Source organism: Cupriavidus sp. SW-Y-13 (genome assembly GCF_009793345.1).
Classification (GTDB): domain Bacteria; phylum Pseudomonadota; class Gammaproteobacteria; order Burkholderiales; family Burkholderiaceae; genus Cupriavidus.
Map to the genome: position 1 here is coordinate 1,082,236 of NZ_WHLX01000002.1, position 19,980 is coordinate 1,102,215.

Consider the following 19,980-nt stretch of genomic DNA (forward strand, 5'->3'; position numbering starts at 1 on the left):
ACCTGCACGGAACGGGGCAGAGACAATCAAGAAAGGCGGATCAAGGCATCGCCATCACGGCGTTGACTTCGGTTCGGTCTCCACGACCTTGACCGCGAACTTGCCGTCGAGAATCGCTTTTTCCTTTGCGCGCACCTTTGTCATCAGATCCGCCGGCACCTTGCTCTCGAACGTGCCCAGCGGCGCCAGTTCGGCACCCTTGAATTTCATCAGCGAATACTGGCCGTAGTCCTCGTTCTTGAACTGGCCGGCCTTGACCTTGGCAAGTGCCGCCGCAACAGTCGGCTCCATATTCCAGAGCGCTGACGCCACCACCGTGGCAGGATATTGCGGCTGGGTGTTGATCACGTTGCCGATGGCCAGCTTGCCGCGCTCCTTGGCGGCATCCGACACGCCGAAGCGCTCCGCGTAGAGCACGTCCGCGCCCTTGTCGATCATGGCGAAGGCCGCTTCCTTGGCCTTGGGCGGATCGAACCACGAGCCGATGAAGCTCACGGTGAACTTCACCTTCGGATTCACCTCGCGCGCGCCTTCCATGAACGCGTGCATCAGCCGGTTCACTTCGGGGATGGCGTAGCCGCCGACCATGCCGATGTGGTTGGTCTTGGTCATGCCGCCCGCGATCATGCCGGTGAGGTACGACGGCTCCTGGATGTAGTTATCGAATACCGAGAAGTTGGGCGCCTGCGGCTTGCCCGACGAGCCCATCAGGAAGGCCGTCTTCGGATAGTCCTTGGCTACCTTGCGGGCGGCACCTTCCACGGCAAACGATTCGCCGAGGATCAGTCCCGAACCCTGCTCGGCATACTGGCGCAGCACGCGTTCGTAGTCGGCGTTCGAGACGCTCTCCGAAAACACGTAGTCGATCTCGCCACGCGCCTTGGCCTCGTTCAGCGCCTTGTGGATGCGCGATACCCACTGCTGCTCCACCGGCACCGTATAGACCGCTGCCACCTTGATCTTCGACTGCGCGTGCGCCAGCGGCGACAGACCCAACCCGGCCAGCGCGGCAGTTGCCGCCAGCGCCTTCATCCAGTGACGGCGATCGCTTCCCATGTGCATGACTTCACTCCCCTTTTGCATTGTGTGACGTTGGAATGCTTTGAAAACTTGTTTGGAAACTTCTTCGAGAACTTGCGCGGCTCAGGCCAGTTCCGCTTCGTGGAGCCCGCAGCCACGCAGCAGCAGCGCTACCAGATGCTCGGTGGCGCGCTCGAAATCGTCGGCATCGAGCTGGCTCACGCCGAGCACAGCGCAAACCTGCGCATCGAAATCGGCATAGGTCTGCGTGGCGGCCCATATCGTGAAGAACAGGTGATACGGATCGACGGGCGCCATCTGCCCGCCATCGATCCATGCGCGGATGACCCGGGCCTTCTGCGCCACCAGTTCATGCAGCGCTTCGCGCAACACGTTGCCGATCTCGGGCGCACCGTGCAGCAGTTCATTGGCGAAGACACGCGAGGCATCGGGATGACTGGCCGACAGCCGCATCTTGGCGCGGATGTACTGCTCCAGCGCGCGACGCGGCGCGTGATCGGCGCTGATGATGTCGGTCTCGGACAGCCAGAGTTGCAGCGTATGCGCCAGCACCGCGCGATATAACGCCTGCTTGGTGCGGAAGTAGTAGTGCAGGTTCGATTTCGGCACGCCAGCGCGCAGCGCAATGTCGGCCATCGTGGCCCCGGCAAACCCCGCGCGCGCGAACACGTGCTCCGCCGCGCGCAGGATCAGCGCCTCGTTCTCCTGCCGGATCCGCCCACCGGATTCGCGCGCCACCGGCACGCGTGCCAGCGCGTCCATCATTTGGTGCCGTACAGCCGGTCGCCGGCATCGCCAAGGCCCGGCACGATGTAGCCGTGCTCGTTCAGCTCCTCGTCGATGGCGGCGGTGACGATGCCCACGTCGGGATGCGCCGCACGCAGCGCGGTCAGCCCGGGACGCGAAGCGATCAGACACACGTACTTCATGCCGGTCACGCCCGCCTCCTTGAGCCGGTTGATGGCCGCGATGGCGGAGTTGCCCGTGGCCAGCATCGGGTCCACCACGATCACGAAGCGTTCCTCGATATCTTCGGGCATCTTGAAGTAGTACTCGATCGGCTCCAGCGTCTCGGGGTCGCGGTACAGGCCGATATGGCCCACGCGCGCGGCGGGCAGCAGGTCGAGCATGCCATCGAGAAAGCCGTTGCCTGCACGCAGGATCGACACCAGGCAGAGCTTCTTGCCCGACAGCACCGGCGACTGCATCGGCGCGATGGGCGTCTTGATGGCGATGGTCTCCATGGCCAGGTCGCGCGTGGCCTCGTAGGTCAGCAACTGGCTGATCTCTCGCACCAGGCGGCGGAAGTTGTCAGTGGTAGTGTCCTCGCTGCGCACCAGCGTGACCTTGTGCTGCACCAGCGGATGATTGACGACCATCACGGCAGGCGGTGCCGTGCCCGCTTCGGCTGCGATGGCTGCGTTCGACATATCGGTCATGGTGCGCTCCCTGGCGATTCTGGGTTCTGACAATTCAGTGAAACCTGGCGCAGCGGGTCATTGGCCCGCCGTGCCGGCTGCCTGCAAACCTGGTTTCCCGCGCGCTGGCTCCCGCGAGAGGCCGGTATGTTCTAGAACACGGTGCCGTCGCTCTGGATCGCGAATGGCGGCGGCCCGCCCGGTGCCCGGCGCTGTGCGGCAACGCGACGCCCCGCCGCCCATGTGCCACCCTCCAGCACGCGCGCCAGCGGAAAATCGGCGGCGCTGATGCCCAGCGCCTGCCGCACGGCGTCGGCCACGAGATCGAGACCGGTCACGGTCAGCGCGCGCCATTCCACGATCTCGGGCTCGTCCACGGTATGCGTACGAGCGGCAAATTCGGCATCGCGCGGCACGGTGAGTTCGAAGTCGTAGAGCAGTCCGCCGTTACGGTACTCCGGTAGCCCGGTCAGCGCGTCGAGTCCTGTGACCGTCAGCCCGCCATCTTCCAGCGGCTCCAGCAGCGAATAAGTCAGCCACTGCGTGAGCTTGTGGAATGGCACCAGCCCGCCCGGCGCCGCCGGATGCCGCCAGCAGTCGCCCAGCGACACACCCTCTACCTGCACGCGTCCCGGCCACACCGGACCGAGCGCCACCAGCAGCGTGCGCAATACGAAGGCCGCTTCGATGCGTCCATCCTGCGCATGGCTGCTCAGGTAATCGAACAGGTTGCCCAGCCGCGCCGGCGTGCCGAACACGGCGGGCGTGGCCTGCATGACCTCGCCCAGTCGACGCAGCAGGCCGGCCCGTCCTTCGAGGCCAACCAGCGGATTGTGCTGGGCCACCTGAAAGGCCGTGGCAATGGTGGAGGCGTCGATCGACGCCAGGCGCTCGGCGTCCGCGCGCAGCGGATCGCCCATCTCGGCCGAGAAGCCGCCACGCGCGAAGAGATCGAAACTGGCCACACCGAGACCTTCGGAGCGCGTCAGCATCATGTCGCTGGCCGGATCGCGATAACGCCAGTCCGGCCCGGCCCCGGCGTCGAGCAGCACGCTGGGGATCACGAGGTCGATGCCGATACGGGCGCGGTCGGCGCAATGATCGGCCCCGGTCATGCCCGCCCGCTCGCACAGGATCTGCCAGCGGTTGATCGCATCGTTACCCGGCCCGCCGCTCTCGAAGTGTCGCCAGCGGCTGTGATACGGCACCTTCAGGTCCGGATAGCGGCGCTTGATCGTCCCGGCCACGTAATCGGCAATGGCTGCCACGCGGTCGGGATGCCATGTGAACAGCTCCGATTCGCCCGACGCGACGAATTCGGTCACCACCGCGCAGTGCGTACGCACCGCTTCCCCGCTCAGCAATACGGAGGCGGGATGTTCGGCGGGCACGGGCGTGTGCCAGCCGCGGGTTTCCCCTTCGGCATACTCGGTCATTCGTTCAACCCCCTGCCCTTGGCCAGGGCCAGTTCGTTGGCGTCCGGCGGCGTGAGACTGGTGAAGTAACCCGCCGCCACCTTCGCATCGATTTCCACGCGCGCGTCAGCCGGGATCAGCGCCTCGGGGATGGCCACCTGCTCCACCACCTCGATCCCCTGCGCCGTCAGCGCGCCATGCTTCATGTTGCTCATCGAGGCCCAGCGGTCGATCCGCTTGATGCCGAGCCAGTGGAAGACATCGGGCATCAGCTCCTGGAACCGCATGTCCTGCACGCCTGCCACGCATTCGGTGCGCGCGAAGTAGGTTTCTGCGCGGTCACCGCCCACCTGGCGCTTGCGGGCGTTGTAGACCAGGAACTTGGTCACCTCGCCCAGCGCGCGGCCCTCCTTCCGGTTATAGACCACCAGGCCTACGCCACCCTGTTGCGCCATCTCGATACACACTTCGATACCGTGGGCCAGATAAGGTCTGCACGTGCAGATGTCCGAGCCGAAGACATCGGAACCGTTGCATTCGTCGTGCACGCGGCAGGCCACGCGGGTCTCCGGCTGTCCCAGCTTGCTCACATCGCCGACGAAATACAGCGTCATGCCACCGATGGGGGGCAGGAAGACTTTCAGGTCGGGTCGCGTCACGAGTTCCGGAAACATGCCGCCGGTCTGCTCGAACAGGCTGCGGCGCAGGATGCTTTCCTTGATGTCGAAGCGGCGCGCGATGCCGGGCAGGTACCAGACCGGATCGATGGCGGCCTTGGTCACGCGCACATCGCCGTTGGCATGGAGGATGTCGCCATCGGGCTTGAGCCGGCCCGCAGCAATGCCCGCCACCAGTTCGGGCATGTTGATATGTGCGCGGGTAACTGCGATGGTGGGACGGATATCGACACCCGCCGTGATGCGGTCGGCAAACACCGTGGAGACCAGATGGCCCCAGGGGTCCAGCGAAACAATCTTGTCCGGGTCGCCCCATTGCGCGTGCGGGCCGATGGCCTCGGCCGGCGCGGTATCGGTCAGGTCCGGCCGGTGCCCGCGCGGCAGCGTACCCGAGGCAACGGCCAACGCACGATAGATGGCATAGGCGCCCGAATGGGTGCCGATCACGTTGCGCTGCGCGGGGTCGGTCAGGCTGGCAATCACAGGTCCGCGCTCCGCCGCCGTGGAGGCACCCCAGTGAATGGCCTCGGCGGGCTTGTCGCGCCGCGCGTGCGAAGTCAGGACGATGTGATCGGACATGGCAGCCTCGTCTTCCGGGTATGGACCGGTACCTGAATCCTGACCAGATGGTCAGGTTTATATGTCCATACTAGGCAACCATCATGCCAACGCCCAACTGGGGTTGTTACCGTTAGTGGCATCCCGTACGCACCGCGCCTGTGCAAGACGGGCACCCACCTGTGGCGGACACGGTACATCGCGGTGCACGCGCACCGAATCCTGAACCTCAAAAGAAAAACGGCACGCCGCGAGACGTGCCGTTTTCCTTCCCGAAGCCGCCGCGTCAGCCGCCCGCGCGCTCTTCGATCCCTGTCTTGCTGCGCGCTGGCGAGCCAGCGATGAGCCATGCCACAACTGCCCGGATCGGATCGGCTGACTCCACATAACGGTGGAACACGGCACCGGCCACGTTGCTGGCGCCCCACGCGACGGCCATGCCCAGGGCATTCCACCACGGCTGGCCCGGTGCAAGATGGAACACGATGGCATTGACGACCAGGCACACCGGGAAATGCACCAGGAACACCGAATAGGAGATGGCGCCGAAACGGGCCGACAAGCGCGCAAACCATCGTGCGGACAGACCGCCGGACCCCCAGTGCTCCATCCATCCACCCCGGCGCGCCAGCGCCAGTAGCAGCGCGGTAGCCAGCGCCACGGCAATTCGCAGCCGGAAGTCCACCGCCAGTGCCGCCACACCCATCGCAGCCAGGAATACCAGCGGCAGCAGCGAACGCCCCGGGCTCGATGCCCAGAAAGCCAGGGCGCCCAGGCCGTACGCACCGAAGAAGTAGACCGCCCAGATGTCCCAATGGGCATCGCGGTTGAACCAGAACAGCGAAGCCGCGGCCAGCACCGCCACGATCGGCACGCCAAGCGAGAGCCACTGGCGAGACACCCCGCGCGCCAGCCACAGCGCCATCACCAGCAGCGCAAAGAGTTGCAGGTCGATGGCGATATACCAGACACCCGCCGACAGCGCGTCCACGTCCAGAATGTTGTGCAGCAACAGGATATGGGCGACGAACTGCGCCAGTTCCGGCGCAGCCGGAATCGAGTCATGATGCATCCATGCGCGCGCGATGGCGGCACCGACGATCGCCACGACAATCGCGAAGGCATACGGCACCACAAGCTTCTGGTAACGGCGCCACAAGGCAGCCAGTGGACTTTCCAGGGTCAGGACGCCGCCCGGCGCCAGGCTACGGGCGGCAAGGAATCCACTGATGACAAGGAAGACCTGGACCGCAATGCGCGCGTAGTCGGCTAGCCAGCCAATCAGGCCAGGCGCCAGCGACTGGGCGGCGTCCGACATCGGTCCGTAGAACGCCAGGTGATGCAATACGATCAGCTGCGAGCTGACCGCCTTCAGTGCGTCGACGCAAGCCAGACGGGAAGGACGGGGGCCCATTTGTTATGTAAAAGGTACAAAGTGGGCGCGATTGTAACCGGATTGGTGCGCCCGGAATCGACATCGGGCGTAACGCCGGTAAGCATTTGATACGGCCACAACGGTCGGCGCGCGCACCGGAATGGCGCATTAGCTCATAAGAAAACAGTTGTTTGGGGCAGCCACCGCCGGGTATACCCTCGCGTCTTTGCCTGCACTCGCTCCTGAACCCATGCTGCTCTCCGCCCTCCCGACTGCCCTGCAACGCCTGCTCGCCAGCGTCGCGCTTGCCGCCGTGCTGCTGCCCGCCGCCCAGGCGCAGCCGTCGCAAACCCCGGTCCTCGACAAGATCCGCGACACCGGCACGATTACGCTCGGCTACCGCGAATCGGCGCTGCCGTTCTCGTTCGGTGACGACAAAGGCCAGCCGGCTGGCTACGCAGTGGACCTGTGCCTGCGCGTGGCGGAGGCCGCCAAGCAGAAGCTCGGGCTCAAGGATCTGAAGGTGCGCTGGCTTCCGCTGACGCCGCAGAACCGCGTGCCTACCGTGGTGAACGGCCTTGTCGATCTGGATTGCGCGCCGAATACCAATACGCTGGAGCGCCAGAAGCAGGTGGCATTCAGCGTGTCGCACTATGTCTCTACCGTGCGCATGCTGGTCCGTGCCGATTCGGGCATCAAGTCGTTCGACGACCTGCGCGGCAAGACCGTGGTCACCAGCGCTGGCTCCACGGGCGACCGCCACGTTCGCCGCCTCAAGGGCGAATATGGCTTTCATGACGTCTACGCCAAGGATCATGGCGAATCGTTCCTGCTGCTGGAAACCGGCCGCGCCCAGGCATTCGTCATGGACGATGTGCTGCTGGCCGGCCTGCGCGCCAAGTCGAAAGATCCCTCGCAATATGTGATCGTCGGCCCGGCGCTGTCGGTGGAACAGAACGCGCTAATGCTCTCGAAGGCCGATCCGGCCTGGAAGCAACTGGTCGACCAGACACTGGCCAGGACATTCGCCAGCCCGGACGCCTCGGCGCTGCAAAAGCGCTGGTTCCAGCAGCCCATTGGCGCGCGCGGCACCAACCTGGCCCTGGCCCCATCCGCCGAAGTGGTCAACGCCTGGAAGCATCCGTCGGACGCTGTGACGGAGTAAGCATTTCCGGGGCACAACCCCCGGAGAACTCCTGAGTTGACGGCCCATCCACCGTTGTCCACACTGGCTTGGGCGCGATCTACCTTCCGGTACATCGTGCATAACGCGAACCGCCGGAAAGCGGCAAACTCAGGAGAAACACCATGCAGAAAGTCATCGCCACCGCCATCGCGCTGGGTCTCGCCGCCGCTTCCGTGACGGCCATTGCCCAGGACAAGAAGTCCTTCGACCCGTATTCGCAAGGCGCCAAGGCAGGCGAGAAGTTCGACACGTACAGCCAGGGCGCCAAGTCCGGCGACAAGTTCGACCCGTATTCGCAGGGCGCGAACAAGAGCACCCGTGCCGACCTGACTGACCAGTCCGCCGCCCCGAAGAAGCCGAAGGCCAAGAAGGAAACGAAGAAGGCTGCACCGGCGAATTAAGACAGACAACCGATTGTTGAGGCAATCGGACTGCAACAAAAAAGGAGCCTTTGGGCTCCTTTCTCATTTTGTGCCTCAAACTGCATCAGAGCGGTTCAAGCAGAGTCGTTCTGCCTAAAATGGGTCGCTTCTTTCACATGCGAAGCAACCACTGTTATGGGCGAAGACGAGGCATGTTTGCAAGAAGTTGAGCCACCCAAAGAGTGCCATCAGTGCTTTCCAACTGTCCGATTCCAGGATTCGCACTGGGATCTGCGCCATCTGGATTCGTTTGCGTTTAGGTCGGACATCGGCTTCGAGGCTACGGTGATCGTTCTCTTCTCGTGCCATTGCTTTTCTCGCAGCCTTGGCGCGGATACACGCTCACAAGAGTTGATACCACCGGAGGAAATTTACCGGGACAATCGCGAAATCCGTGTTCTCGATCCACTGCGCTATTGGCTTTCGCGTCGCTATTTGCGCCAGATGGTTCTACACCTGCCGAAGCAACATATTGTTTGTGCCGGCGGCCGGAACCGCAACTTCATGACATGGCGCGTGCGGTCAGAGGAAGGTTTGGATTCGATCTACGCCGCGTTCTTCAGCGTGGAACGCGACAGACGACGCAAAGCTCGCTTGATCATGCGTTTGCAGTCGGCCTACCCGTTGGACGACGGTTTGTCCGCCTCACAGAGAAACGGCCGAAAGGTAAGGCTGCACACGCTGTTGAAAGCGGCCTACGAAGGCAGAACAATCAAAGCGTGACGCCACAAAGACCGACGGCTGCCCGGAGGCAGCCGTCGTAGGCGGGGTTCTCTATCTGCATCGCTGCAGACTTCCCACTCCAGGTGGGACCTGGTTTCCCAGGCGGCGCTACGGTCTTGCACCCGCTCGCACGTAGTTTTCGCCAATTCTAGCAATGAGCCTCAGTAGCGTCAACGCTACCTACCGCTGCCCCACATCCTCCATCTCCAGCGCCGTCACATCCACCCGCTGCACCTTGTTGTTCTGGCGAATCTCCGTGCGCAGGACGAAGGCCTCGGCGGGGCAGAACCAGTCGGTGACGTGCAGCACGCTCGGCTCCACGTGCAGGATTTCGTCGCCCACGCGCAGCGGGCCCAGTGAGGTGCGTTTCTCGTAGGTGATGGGCAGGCACTCCTTGCGGCCCATCACGGTGTCGATCATCTGCTTGCGGCCTACATGGCGGGTACCCACGATGATCGATGCGCGCTGGGCATCCATGTTGCCGACCACCTCGTCGGCGCCCAGCGGATAGATCTTGAGCGACACGCTCGACTGGAAGGTTTCGCCGTCGAGCATTGCGCCTTCACGAATCTCCTGGCCCGCGTAATTGAACACGCCGCTGCCCGTGAACGATGCCTCGCCGAACATCCGGGCATAGCGGCCGCGCGCGTTGATCACCGCGTTCCGGCTATCGATCCGGGTACGCGACGTGGTGGCGTTACGGTCGATGTTGATCTCGTGGACTTGGTCCATGACCACGGGCGGCCCCATGAGCGCCGCCAGCGCCGACTTCGAGCGGACCTCCAGTTGGGCACTGCAGCCACGCGCGGTGCGCATGACATCGCGCAAGGTCATCGTGATCGACACGGGCAGTTCGCCATCGCCCTCCATCTGGACACGCGAGCCAGAGCGGAACCACGGGGCATCGCACAAGGCGGCGGCTCCGGGCATGGGAGGCGTCATGCCGGACGTGGGCACGGATTCCGTCAGCAGGACTTCCTGCGATTGCGCCCCATGCATCACACCCAGAAAGGCAAGGCACAGGCACGGCAGCGCCGATCTCGCGCGTTTCGTCGACTTCATATTGTGTTGTTCCGTTGGATCGACCTTCGGGTATGTCCCACCCACAGCGACATCCCCGCTGGCCGAAGTATTGCGCATTGCGCGAAACTTTGCGTCCGGAATTGGTTCGATCAAATTCAATGCCGCCATCCCGGCCCGCTGACCGGCCAGGACGGCCAGGCGGGGAAGTGGCTCGTGCTACCATTGCGCGCCCGCGCAGGCCGCGCCTCCGGATCTGGCGCTTCTGGTGCTGCACAAAGCTGTCCACCAATCCCGGGCGTCGCACGTTGTGGGGTGTTCGCCACAGAGAAGCGATGCGGTACGTCCCGTTTCCGGCAAATTCAGGAGAGATATGCGTAGTTCTTCGCCCGTGCGTGACGCTGGCCTGCCCATGGGCGTGATCGCGCTGGTAGCCATCGCCGTACTGCTGGTCTGGTTTGGCACGCTCGACGCGCGCCATCTGCTACGACCCGACGAAGGACGATACGCCGAGATCGCGCGTGAAATGTTCCGGTCCGGTGACTGGATCACCATCCGCTACAACGGCTACAAGTATTTCGAGAAGCCGCCCTTTCACCTCTGGGTCACGACCCTCGGCTACGAGTTGTTCGGCGTGGGCGACTGGCAGGCCCGGCTGGCCGTGGCGCTGTCCGGCATCGCCGGCATCGGCGCCATGATGCTCGCCGCCTCGCGCTGGTACGGCTGCCGCGTGGCGCTGCTGACTGGCCTTGCCATGCTCGCCATGCCGATGTGGAGCGTGGCCGGCCATTTCAATTCCCTGGACATGACGTTGTCCGGCGCGCTTGCCGGTGTGCTGGCCTTCATGCTGCTGGCGCAGCATCCCGATGCCACGCCCGCCGCCCGTCGCGGCTGGATGCTGGCCTGCTGGGTGGCCATGGGTGTCGCGATCCTCACCAAGGGGCTGGTCGGCATCGCCCTGCCGGGTCTGGCGCTGGTGGTTTATACGCTGGTGACGCGCGACTTCGGCCTCTGGCGCCGGCTGCATCTCGTCACGGGCATCGCCGCCATGCTGGTGGTCACCGTGCCCTGGTTCTGGCTGGTATCGGCCCGCAACCCCGAATTCCCGCATTTCTTCTTTATCCACGAGCACTGGGAGCGCTACACCTCCACGGTGCACGCCCGCAAGGGATCCATCTGGTATTTCGTGCCCCTGCTGCTGGCCGGCCTGCTGCCATGGCTCGGGCTGACGCCGCGCATGTGGACTGTCGTGCGCGAACGCGCGGGCGCCGTACGCGGTGCGGGTGGAAAGCCGTTCCAGCCGGCACTGATGTGCCTGATCTGGTTCGCCGCGATCTTCGCGTTCTTCAGCCTTTCCAGTTCGAAGCTGCCTGGCTATATCGTTCCGGTCTTCCCGGCACTGGCCCTGCTGGTGGCCGTGGCGCTGGACCAGATCAACGAGAAATCGTGGAATCGCCAGATCAATGCGCTGCTGGTGCTCGCCGTGGTCGGAGTCGCCGCCGCGCCGTACGTGGCCACGCTGAGCCGCGACAGCAACCCCAACGAGGTCTTCCGCGCCTTCGCGGTTTACGTGGGCGTGGCCTTCGCGGTACTGCTGGCCGGGATGCTGCTGGCGCGCCGGTTGCTGCGCACGCACGGCCTGCTGCCGAGCATCGCAGCGTTCGCGTTGTCGATGTTCCTGACCTGCACCATTGGCCTGCTGGGCCATGAAGTGATGGGCCGCCGCGCCTCGGGCGTCGATATGGTGCCGGCCATCAACGCCGTACTCAAACCCGATATGCCACTGTATGGCGTGGGTATGCTGGATCACACCCTGCCGTTCTACCTGGGCCGGACACTGACGATTGTCGCAGAGCCGGACGAACTCGAATTCGGTGCGAAACAGGAGCCCAAGAAGTGGATTCCGACCATGGAAGCCTTCGTCGCCAAATGGCGCGATGGCCAGCCGGCGCTCGGCATCATGGGCCTGCACACTTTTGATGCATTGACCGCGCAGCAGGTGCCGATGTACGTGGTGGCGCGCGACGGACGCCGCGTCGTGGTCAGCAACTTCCCGCTGCCATCCTCCCCTTCCTCCCATCCGGCCGCATCCGCCACCCCCGCGCCCCGGACTGCCCCATGACCCTTTCGACTTTTGCCTTCATCTTTGCCGGCGTGCTGCTCAATGCCTGCGCGCAACTGCTGCTCAAGGCCGGCACCAACGCCGTGGGCGCCATCACCATCGAACGTGCCACCCTTCTGGACACGGCCTTCCGGGTGCTGACCCAATGGCCCGTGATCGCCGGCCTGACCTGCTACGTCATCAGCGTCGGTGTCTGGATCGTGGGCCTGTCGCGCGTGGACGTGTCGATTGCCTATCCCATGCTCTCGCTCGGCTATGTGGTCAATGCACTGGCCGCGTGGTGGCTGTTCGGAGAAATCCTCGGACCCTTGCGCGTGGCCGGCATCCTGCTGATACTGGCCGGCGTGTTCCTCATTGCCCGCTCCTGATTGCAGCCCAGTTGCCCCCGTTTTTGACATGACAGCTTCCAATCCGCAGGATTTCCTGCCATTCGTCCGGCCACAGATCGACGCGGCAACCATTGCCGAAGTGGGCAAGGTGCTCGCCTCGGGCTGGATCACATCCGGACCGAAGGTGCAGGCATTCGAGACCCGGTTATCCGCGCTGTTTGGCGGACGGCCCGTGCGCACCTTCTCGAATGGCTCGGCGACGATGGAAATCGCCCTGCGTATCGCTGACATCGGCCCCGGCGACGAGGTCATCACCACGTCCATTACCTGGGTGGCCACGGCCAATGTGATCCTGACGGTGGGCGCGAAGCCCGTCTTCGTCGATGTCGATCCGCGCACGCGCAATATCGACCTCGACGCCGTGGAAGCCGCGATCACGCCGCGCACGCGCGCCATCATCCCGGTCTACCTGTCGGGGCTGCCAGTCGACATGGACCGCCTCTACGACATCGCGCGCCGCCACAATCTCCGCGTGATCGAGGACGCCGCGCAAGCCATCGACTCCCGCTGGCGCGGCCAGCGCATTGGTGCGTTTGGGGATCTGGTCAGCTTCAGCTTCCAGGCCAACAAGAACATCACCACGGTCGAGGGTGGCTGCCTGGTGATGAACATGCCCGAAGAGGCGCTGCGTGCCGAACGGTTGCGGCTGCAGGGCGTGATCCGCACCGGCATGGATGGCATGGACGTGGAGGAACCGGGCGGCAAGTTCAACCTGACCGATGTCAACGCCGCCATCGGTCTGGCGCAGTTGGAGACGCTCGATGCGATCACCGCGCGCCGGGCCAGACTCGCCACGCTCTACTTCGAATCGGCCGCGCGGCATGGTCTGGCGGATCTCGGTATCGAACTCCCCCTGGCCATCGATCCGACGCTGGCTACCACGAACTGGCACATGTTCCAGGTGGTGCTGCCCACCGACCGCCTGCAAGGCGGCCCGGCGCAGGCCCGCCAGCTTGTGATGGAAGCCATGCGCGCGCAAGGCATTGGCGCGGGCGTGCATTACCCGCCCATCCATCTGTTCTCGTATTTCCGCTCGCTTGGCTGGCGCGAAGGCATGCTGCCGCATGCCGAACGCATTGGCCGCGGCATCCTGACGCTGCCGATGTTCCCGGCCATGCAGGACGCCGACGTGGAGCGAGTCTGTGCAACTCTCAGCGAAACATGCAAACGTCTATCTCTCTAAGCCCGGTCGAAGTCTCGGTCGTCATTCCCGTCTATAACGAGGAAGACGGACTGCAGGCGCTGTTCGACCGCGTCTATCCGGCGCTGGACAGCCTGGGCGAGTCGTACGAGATCATCTTCGTCAACGATGGCAGCATGGACCGCTCGCCGCAGATGCTTGCCGCGCAGTTCCACAAGCGGCCCGACGTGACGCGCGTGATCCTGTTCAACGGCAACTTCGGCCAGCATATGGCGATTTTGGCGGGCTTCGAGCATACGCGTGGCCGCATTGTCATCACGCTCGACGCCGACCTGCAGAATCCGCCGGAAGAGATCCCGCGCCTGGTGGCCGAGATGCGCAAGGGCCACGACTACGTGGGTACCATCCGCCGCCAGCGCAACGACACGGCGTTCCGCCGCTACGCGTCGCGGGCGATGAACCGGCTACGCGAGCGCATCACCCGGATCAAGATGACGGACCAGGGCTGCATGCTGCGCGCCTACGACCGCAACGTCATCGACACGATCAATGCGTGCCGCGAGGTCAACACGTTCATCCCGGCGCTGGCGTACACGTTCTCGTCGAACCCGGTGGAGATCGAGGTGGGCCACGAACAGCGCCACGCGGGCGAGTCCAAGTACTCGCTGTACCAGTTGATCCGCCTGAACTTCGATCTTGTCACCGGCTTCTCGATCGTACCGCTGCAGTGGTTCTCGGCCATCGGCACGATGCTGTCGATCACGTCCGCCGGCCTGTTCCTGGTCCTGCTGATCCGGCGTTTCATCCTGGGCTCTGAAGTGCAGGGGGTGTTCACGCTGTTCGCCTTCAACTTCTTCCTGATCGGCATCATGCTGTTCGGCATCGGCCTGTTGGGCGAGTACATTGGCCGCATCTATCAGGAAGTGCGCGACCGACCGCGTTATCGTATCCAGGCCGTGCTGGAGCGCGACCCGAACGCCAGCCGTCCCCAGGAGGCACCGTGCGCGCCGTAGTCTTTGCCTATCACAACGTGGGCGACCGTTGCCTGCGCGTGCTGCACGCACAGGGCGTGGACGTAGCCCTGGTGGTCACGCACCGCGACCGTCCCGACGAGAACATCTGGTTCCAACGCGTGGCCGACACCGCCGCCGAGCTGAACCTGTCGTTCCTCTATGGCGAGAATCCGGCCGATCCCGCCGTGGCGGATGCCGTGCGCGCCGCCCGCCCGGACGTCATTTTCTCGTTCTACTACCGCGCGATGATTCCGGCCGATGTCCTGAGCCTCGCGCCGCAGGGCGCGTTCAACATGCACGGTTCGCTGCTGCCCAAGTACCGGGGCCGCGTGCCCGTGAACTGGGCAGTGCTGCACGGTGAGACCGAGACGGGTGCCACGCTCCACGCGATGGAAGCCAAGCCGGACGCTGGCTTTATCGTCGATCAGACCTCGGTGCCGATCTTGCCCGACGACACCGCCGGACAGGTCTTCGAGAAAGTCACCGTGGCCGCCGAGCAGACGCTCTGGCGCGCGCTGCCGGCCATGATGGCGGGCAACACGCCCAAACGCCCGAACCGTCTGGCCGATGGCAGCTACTTCTCCGGCCGCAAGCCCGAGGATGGCCGCATCGACTTCCGCCAGCCCGCCAGCGCGGTGTATAACCTCGTACGCGCCGTGGCGCCGCCCTACCCCGGCGCGTTCACCGAAGTTGGCAGCCGCCGGTTCGTAGTGGCGCAGGCACGCCGGCTTGAAACAACTGCCGTGCCCGCCGGACTCACGCCGGGTCTGCATGTCGTGGACGGCCGCATCGTGGCCATCTGCGGCGACGGCGGCGCGCTACGCGTGCTGCAACTGCTCGAAGGCCCGAGCGCCGACCATGCGAGCCCAGTCTCCGCATCCGAATTCCAGACCATCATCACCGCATCCTGAAAGGTTACCGATGAAAAAGATCCTGATCCTCGGCGTCAATGGCTTCATCGGCCACCATCTGACGCGCCGCATCCTCGAAACCACCTCGTGGGAGGTCTACGGCATGGACATGGCCTCCGACCGCCTTGGCGATCTGGTGAACCACCCCCGCATGCATTTCTCCGAGGGCGACATCACCATCAACAAGGAGTGGGTCGAGTACAACATCCGCAAGTGCGATGTCATCCTGCCGCTCGTGGCCATCGCCACCCCGGCCACCTACGTGCGTAACCCCCTGCGTGTGTTCGAACTGGACTTCGAAGCCAACCTGCCCATCGTGCGCAGCGCCGTGAAGTACGGCAAGCATCTGGTCTTCCCCTCGACCTCCGAGGTCTATGGCATGTGCACGGACGACGAGTTCGACCCCGAAGCCTCGTCGCTGGTCTACGGCCCGATCAACAAGCCGCGCTGGATCTACGCCTGCTCCAAGCAACTGATGGACCGCGTGATTCACGCCTATGGCATGGAGCAGGGCCTGAACTACACGCTGTTCCGTCCGTTCAACTGGATTGGTGCCGGGCTGGACTCGATCTTCGAATCGAAGGAAGGCTCCTCGCGCGTGGTCACCCAGTTCCTGGGTCACATCGTGCGCGGCGAGCCAATCAAGCTCGTCGATGGTGGCGCCCAGAAGCGGGCTTTCGCCGATATCTCGGACGGCATCTCGGCGCTGATGCAGATCATCGAGAACAAGAACGGCGTGGCCAGCGGCAAGATCTTCAATATCGGCAACCCGGCCAATATCCACTCCGTGCGCGAACTGGCAGAGATGATGCTGTCGATGGCTGCCGAATACCCCGAGTACGCCGAGTACGCGCAGCAGACCAAGATCGTGGAAACCTCGTCGGGCGAGTTCTACGGCAAGGGATACCAGGACGTGCAGCACCGCGTGCCGAAGATCGACAACACCATCGAGGAACTGGGCTGGAAGCCTGAACTGAACATGGAACAGGCGCTGCGCCGGATCTTCGAAGCGTATCTCGACAAGGTGGTGGAAGCGCGCACGCTGGTCGACGGCAACTGATCCGGCATGGCTCGCATTGCCCTGAAGGTGGACGTCGACACGCTGCGTGGCACGCGTGAAGGCGTCCCGGCGCTGCTATCGATGCTGTCGGCCGTGCAGGCCGACGCCACGTTCCTGTTCAGCCTTGGCCCGGACCACACGGGCTGGGCGCTGCGCCGCGTGTTCCGGCCGGGTTTTCTGAAGAAGGTGTCGCGTACGTCCGTGGTGTCCAACTACGGGCTGCGCACGCTGATGAATGGCGTGCTACTGCCCGGTCCGGACATTGGCCGCAAAGCCGCTGCGGAAATGCGCTCGGCAGCGGCAGCCGGTCACGAGTGCGGCATCCACACCTGGGACCACGTCTACTGGCAAGACAACGTGCGCAGCCGCGACGCCGCCTGGACGCGCCGCCAGATGCAGCAATCGTTCGACCGCTTCATCGACATCTTCGGCGCCCCGCCTCCTACGCACGGTGCCGCCGGCTGGCAGATGAACGACGAGGCGTTCCGGCAGATCGATGACTGGGGCATGACCTACGCGTCCGATGGCCGTGGCACGGCGCCGTACATCCCGACCGTGGATGGCAAACCCTGCAAGCATGTGCAGATGCCTACCACGCTCCCCACGCTCGATGAATTGATCGGCGTGGACGATCTGACGGAAGAGAACGTCCACCACGCCGTGCTCAAACTGAGCGAAGGCGACGACGATCATATCTTCACGCTGCATACGGAAATCGAAGGCGGCAAGCTGGCACCGGTTTTCAAGCGGCTGCTGGCCGGATGGCGTGCGCAGGGGCACGAACTGGTGTCGATGGGTACGTACTACCAGCACATCGACCGGAGCCACCTGCCGCAGTTGCCGGTGACGTGGGGAGAGATTGCGGGGCGGAGCGGTGAATTGATTGTGCAGCCGTAGGGCTGCCTGTTCCGACTGGGTTATTCCCCTCTCCCGCAAAGCGGGAGAGGGGTCGGGGGAGAGGGCCAGCAGTTCAAATTGCTCATCTCGGCAAGCAGAACCTCACGCCCTCTCCCCTAACCCCTCTCCCGCATGCGGGAGAGGGGAATTAAACAGGCGGAAGGGGAGCCAGCCAGTGGGGATTTCTAAACCGTCTCTTTCCGCGTCAACCGCAACCCATTAAACACCACCAGCAAACTCGCGCCCATATCTGCGAACACGGCCATCCACATCGTGCCCATGCCCATCACGGTCAGGGCAAGGAAGATAGCCTTGATACCGAGTGCCAGCGCGATGTTCTGTTTCAGGATCGACGAAGTTCGGCGCGACAGCAGCACGAACGCGGGAATCTTGCGCAGGTCGTCATCCATCAAGGCCACGTCGGCCGTTTCGATCGCGGTATCGGTGCCTGCCGCACCCATCGCAAAGCCGATATCGGCACGCGCAAGCGCCGGGGCATCGTTGATGCCGTCGCCCACCATGCCCACCTTTTCACCACGGCCATGTGCCTGGGTGGCGAGCGCCGCCAGCGCATCGGCCTTGTCCTGCGGTAACTGATTGCCACGCGCTTCATCGATCCCCACGGCACGCCCAATGGCCTGCGCCGTATGCGGGTTGTCGCCCGACAGCATCAGCGTCCTGACGCCCAGTGCATGCAGTTGCTCGATGGCCTGACGGCTGGTCTCTCTCACGGTATCGGCCACGCCGAACAGCGCCAGCGCTCGTGCCCCGCCATCGGGCGACACAGATGCCAACATGACGATGGTCCTGCCTTGCCGCTCGATGGCTTCGAGTCGAGCTTCGAGCGCAGGAGAGCAGGCGCCCAGGTCGTGGATCATGCGATGGTTGCCCAGGCGGTAAGCGATACCGTCCACGGTGCCGCGCACGCCCTGCCCCGCCACCGCCTCGAAATCCTGCACCTCGAAGCCGGCCACGCCGTCGGCCTCGGCCGCAATGGCCACCGCGCGCGAGACCGGGTGGTCCGAGCGTGCCGCGAGACTGGCCGCGATGGCGCGCGCCTGCGGCACATCGTCCACCAGCATCGCCATATCGGTCTGGGCAGGCTTGCCATGCGTGAGCGTGCCAGTCTTGTCGAGCGCGAGCCATGTCAGCCGATGGCCCTGCTCCAGATAGACACCGCCCTTGACCAGAATGCCCTTGCGCGCGGCGGCCGCCAGCCCGCTGACGATGGTCACGGGCGTGGAAATCACCAGCGCGCACGGACAGGCGATCACCAGCAGCACCAGCGCCTTGTAGATCCAGGCCAGCCACGGCTCGCCCATCCACAGTGGCGGCACCACCGCCACGCCAAGCGCGATGGCGAACACGACCGGCGTATAGATCTTCGCGAACTGGTCCACGAATCGCTGCGTCGGGGCGCGGCTGCCCTGTGCGGCTTCCACGGCATGGATGATGCGCGAGAGCGTGGAATCATCGGCTGGCGCCGTCACCGTATATTCGAGTTCGCCGGACTGGTTGATTGAGCCGGCGAACAGCGGATCGCCCGGCACCTTGTCCACCGGCACACTTTCGCCCGTGATGGGCGCCTGATCGAGCGCCGACTGCCCACGGGTAACGCGGCCATCTAGCGCCACACGTTCGCCGGGGCGCAGCCGCACGGTGGCGCCCACGCTGACCTCGGCCGCGCGGACTCCCAGCCAACTACCGTCGGCCTGCAGCACCGTCGCCTGCTCCGGCGTCATCGCCAGCAGGCCGCGCACGGCGTTGCGCGCACGGTCGAGCGACGCGGCCTCGATACGCTCGGCCAATGCAAACAGCGCCATCACCATGGCCGCCTCGGGCCACTGGCCGATCAGCATCGCCCCAGTCACCGCGATGCTCATCAACGCATTGATATTCAGGTTGCCATTGCGGACGGCAATCCAGCCCTTGCGATAGACACCGAGCCCCGCGATCAGCACCGTGGCCAGCGCAAGCGCTGCGGGCAGATACGGCGTGGCAATCCCGAACCATTCGGCCAGCTCGGCGCCCAGCGCTGCCACGCCGGCCAGCGCCAGCGGCCACCAGGGCTTGGCCGGCTCCGCAACGGCAGTGGCTGCGCGGTCGTCGCTCAGCGGCTCGGCCTTCATGCCGAGCGAAGCAATGGCCTGCACGAACCGATCTGCCGATGGCAGCGTGTGATGGACGGTCAGCACGCGCTGCATCAGGTTGAAATCCAGCGCCGCCACGCCATCCATCCCGCCCAGCTTGCCGCGGATCAGCGTCTCCTCGGTGGGGCAATCCATGGCCTCGATGCGGAATGCTGACGACCGCGTGCCGGGCGGCGCTGCCACCGCCGGGGCCGAGACTGTCGTTGACGCGCAACCTCCACCGCTGCAGCAACTATCGATGGCTGGCGCGTGGGCATGGGGATGACCGTGGTCGTGGTGGTGCCTGTGGTCATGCCTGGCGTCGTGGGAATGGTCGTGCGGATCAGCCGCCGCGGGCGGGGCCGCAGCAGCATGAGAGTGTCCTGAGCAGCACGCGTCAGCCTTCTGCGGCGGCAGGGGCGAAGCGTGGTGTGTGGTGGAGCGGGCCATGACGGAATCCTCGAAGCATCTTGCCTGCCATTG

The 19,980-nt window shown here is 64.6% G+C and carries 18 protein-coding genes; 10 read left to right on the forward strand and 8 right to left on the reverse strand.

All coding sequences use genetic code 11. The features are described 5' to 3' along the window. Window positions 1-54: 54 nt before the first annotated feature. From GA566_RS20540 to GA566_RS20565, 6 genes are all read right to left on the reverse strand, one after another. Window positions 55-1,062: a BMP family protein gene (locus GA566_RS20540; RefSeq protein ID WP_370459334.1), complete on the reverse strand. Its 1,008-nt coding sequence runs from the start codon at window positions 1,060-1,062 to the stop codon at window positions 55-57. 81 nt (window positions 1,063-1,143) lie between these two features. Continuing rightward, complete coding sequence (locus tag GA566_RS20545; RefSeq protein WP_237380541.1) at window positions 1,144-1,806, reverse strand: TetR/AcrR family transcriptional regulator; 663 nt, start codon at window positions 1,804-1,806, stop codon at window positions 1,144-1,146. Next, a complete protein-coding gene (gene upp, locus GA566_RS20550) occupies window positions 1,803-2,480 on the reverse strand; it encodes a uracil phosphoribosyltransferase (RefSeq protein WP_137927159.1) in 678 nt (225 codons plus the stop codon). Before upp ends, GA566_RS20545 begins: the two co-directional genes overlap by 4 nt. A 131-nt stretch (window positions 2,481-2,611) precedes the next feature. Next, window positions 2,612-3,895: a URC4/urg3 family protein gene (locus tag GA566_RS20555; RefSeq protein WP_137927160.1), complete on the reverse strand. Its 1,284-nt coding sequence runs from the start codon at window positions 3,893-3,895 to the stop codon at window positions 2,612-2,614. Continuing rightward, window positions 3,892-5,130 (reverse strand): GTP cyclohydrolase II, encoded by a 1,239-nt coding sequence (locus GA566_RS20560; protein WP_160473880.1) that lies wholly within the window; start codon window positions 5,128-5,130, stop codon window positions 3,892-3,894. Before GA566_RS20560 ends, GA566_RS20555 begins: the two co-directional genes overlap by 4 nt. A 265-nt stretch (window positions 5,131-5,395) precedes the next feature. Then, a complete protein-coding gene (locus tag GA566_RS20565; RefSeq protein ID WP_160473881.1) occupies window positions 5,396-6,523 on the reverse strand; it encodes an acyltransferase in 1,128 nt (375 codons plus the stop codon). A 211-nt stretch (window positions 6,524-6,734) separates the two neighbouring features. Between GA566_RS20565 and GA566_RS20570 the strand changes: the two genes are divergently transcribed. The 3 genes from GA566_RS20570 (at window position 6,735) to GA566_RS20580 (ending at window position 8,815) form a co-directional block, all read left to right on the forward strand. Then, window positions 6,735-7,649: an amino acid ABC transporter substrate-binding protein gene (locus GA566_RS20570; RefSeq protein WP_160473882.1), complete on the forward strand. Its 915-nt coding sequence runs from the start codon at window positions 6,735-6,737 to the stop codon at window positions 7,647-7,649. Window positions 7,650-7,792: 143 nt separating this feature from the next. After that, on the forward strand, window positions 7,793-8,071 hold the full coding sequence (locus GA566_RS20575; protein ID WP_137927164.1) for an amino acid ABC transporter permease: 279 nt from the start codon (window positions 7,793-7,795) through the stop codon (window positions 8,069-8,071). Window positions 8,072-8,227: 156 nt separating this feature from the next. After that, entirely contained in the window at window positions 8,228-8,815 is a 588-nt protein-coding gene (locus tag GA566_RS20580; protein ID WP_137927165.1) for a hypothetical protein, read from the forward strand. Between the two features lie 180 nt (window positions 8,816-8,995). On the opposite strand, the gene GA566_RS20585 is transcribed toward GA566_RS20580, so the two are convergent. After that, window positions 8,996-9,757, reverse strand: coding sequence for a hypothetical protein (locus GA566_RS20585; RefSeq protein ID WP_237380780.1), 762 nt, complete (start codon window positions 9,755-9,757; stop codon window positions 8,996-8,998). A gap of 451 nt (window positions 9,758-10,208) precedes the next feature. Here GA566_RS20585 and GA566_RS20590 point away from each other — a divergent pair, with 451 nt between their 5' ends. Genes GA566_RS20590 through GA566_RS20620 form a run of 7 tightly spaced genes read left to right on the forward strand, consistent with a single transcriptional unit; the run spans window position 10,209 to window position 17,368 of the window. Beyond that, a complete protein-coding gene (locus tag GA566_RS20590) occupies window positions 10,209-11,957 on the forward strand; it encodes a glycosyltransferase family 39 protein (protein WP_160473883.1) in 1,749 nt (582 codons plus the stop codon). Further along, a complete protein-coding gene (locus GA566_RS20595; RefSeq protein WP_137927524.1) occupies window positions 11,954-12,325 on the forward strand; it encodes a multidrug efflux SMR transporter in 372 nt (123 codons plus the stop codon). The genes GA566_RS20590 and GA566_RS20595 overlap by 4 nt, the downstream gene beginning before the upstream one ends. A gap of 28 nt (window positions 12,326-12,353) precedes the next feature. Next, window positions 12,354-13,529: a DegT/DnrJ/EryC1/StrS aminotransferase family protein gene (locus tag GA566_RS20600; RefSeq protein ID WP_160473884.1), complete on the forward strand. Its 1,176-nt coding sequence runs from the start codon at window positions 12,354-12,356 to the stop codon at window positions 13,527-13,529. Next, window positions 13,508-14,500 (forward strand): glycosyltransferase, encoded by a 993-nt coding sequence (locus GA566_RS20605; RefSeq protein WP_137927526.1) that lies wholly within the window; start codon window positions 13,508-13,510, stop codon window positions 14,498-14,500. The genes GA566_RS20600 and GA566_RS20605 overlap by 22 nt, the downstream gene beginning before the upstream one ends. After that, entirely contained in the window at window positions 14,488-15,411 is a 924-nt protein-coding gene (locus GA566_RS20610; RefSeq protein ID WP_137927527.1) for a formyltransferase, read from the forward strand. The genes GA566_RS20605 and GA566_RS20610 overlap by 13 nt, the downstream gene beginning before the upstream one ends. A 10-nt stretch (window positions 15,412-15,421) precedes the next feature. Beyond that, on the forward strand, window positions 15,422-16,471 hold the full coding sequence (locus tag GA566_RS20615; protein WP_160473885.1) for a bifunctional UDP-4-keto-pentose/UDP-xylose synthase: 1,050 nt from the start codon (window positions 15,422-15,424) through the stop codon (window positions 16,469-16,471). Window positions 16,472-16,477: 6 nt separating this feature from the next. Continuing rightward, window positions 16,478-17,368, forward strand: coding sequence for a polysaccharide deacetylase family protein (locus GA566_RS20620; RefSeq protein WP_137927529.1), 891 nt, complete (start codon window positions 16,478-16,480; stop codon window positions 17,366-17,368). A 185-nt stretch (window positions 17,369-17,553) separates the two neighbouring features. On the opposite strand, the gene GA566_RS20625 is transcribed toward GA566_RS20620, so the two are convergent. Then, a complete protein-coding gene (locus GA566_RS20625) occupies window positions 17,554-19,947 on the reverse strand; it encodes a heavy metal translocating P-type ATPase (RefSeq protein WP_160473886.1) in 2,394 nt (797 codons plus the stop codon). Window positions 19,948-19,980 lie beyond the last annotated feature (33 nt).

Excerpts from the sequence above, each read along its gene's own strand:
- GA566_RS20615 (WP_160473885.1), top strand. The coding sequence starts at position 15,422 with ATGAAAAAGATCCTGATCCTCGGCGTCAATGGCTTCATCGGCCACCAT.
- GA566_RS20560 (WP_160473880.1), bottom strand. The coding sequence starts at position 5,130 with ATGTCCGATCACATCGTCCTGACTTCGCACGCGCGGCGCGACAAGCCC.
- GA566_RS20625 (WP_160473886.1), bottom strand. The coding sequence starts at position 19,947 with ATGGCCCGCTCCACCACACACCACGCTTCGCCCCTGCCGCCGCAGAAG.
- GA566_RS20620 (WP_137927529.1), top strand. The coding sequence starts at position 16,478 with ATGGCTCGCATTGCCCTGAAGGTGGACGTCGACACGCTGCGTGGCACG.
- GA566_RS20575 (WP_137927164.1), top strand. The coding sequence starts at position 7,793 with ATGCAGAAAGTCATCGCCACCGCCATCGCGCTGGGTCTCGCCGCCGCT.
- GA566_RS20595 (WP_137927524.1), top strand. The coding sequence starts at position 11,954 with ATGACCCTTTCGACTTTTGCCTTCATCTTTGCCGGCGTGCTGCTCAAT.
- GA566_RS20585 (WP_237380780.1), bottom strand. The coding sequence starts at position 9,757 with ATGACGCCTCCCATGCCCGGAGCCGCCGCCTTGTGCGATGCCCCGTGG.
- GA566_RS20600 (WP_160473884.1), top strand. The coding sequence starts at position 12,354 with ATGACAGCTTCCAATCCGCAGGATTTCCTGCCATTCGTCCGGCCACAG.
- GA566_RS20540 (WP_370459334.1), bottom strand. The coding sequence starts at position 1,062 with ATGCACATGGGAAGCGATCGCCGTCACTGGATGAAGGCGCTGGCGGCA.
- GA566_RS20565 (WP_160473881.1), bottom strand. The coding sequence starts at position 6,523 with ATGGGCCCCCGTCCTTCCCGTCTGGCTTGCGTCGACGCACTGAAGGCG.
- GA566_RS20580 (WP_137927165.1), top strand. The coding sequence starts at position 8,228 with ATGGGCGAAGACGAGGCATGTTTGCAAGAAGTTGAGCCACCCAAAGAG.
- GA566_RS20555 (WP_137927160.1), bottom strand. The coding sequence starts at position 3,895 with ATGACCGAGTATGCCGAAGGGGAAACCCGCGGCTGGCACACGCCCGTG.
- upp (WP_137927159.1), bottom strand. The coding sequence starts at position 2,480 with ATGACCGATATGTCGAACGCAGCCATCGCAGCCGAAGCGGGCACGGCA.
- GA566_RS20545 (WP_237380541.1), bottom strand. The coding sequence starts at position 1,806 with ATGATGGACGCGCTGGCACGCGTGCCGGTGGCGCGCGAATCCGGTGGG.
- GA566_RS20590 (WP_160473883.1), top strand. The coding sequence starts at position 10,209 with ATGCGTAGTTCTTCGCCCGTGCGTGACGCTGGCCTGCCCATGGGCGTG.
- GA566_RS20570 (WP_160473882.1), top strand. The coding sequence starts at position 6,735 with ATGCTGCTCTCCGCCCTCCCGACTGCCCTGCAACGCCTGCTCGCCAGC.
- GA566_RS20605 (WP_137927526.1), top strand. The coding sequence starts at position 13,508 with ATGCAAACGTCTATCTCTCTAAGCCCGGTCGAAGTCTCGGTCGTCATT.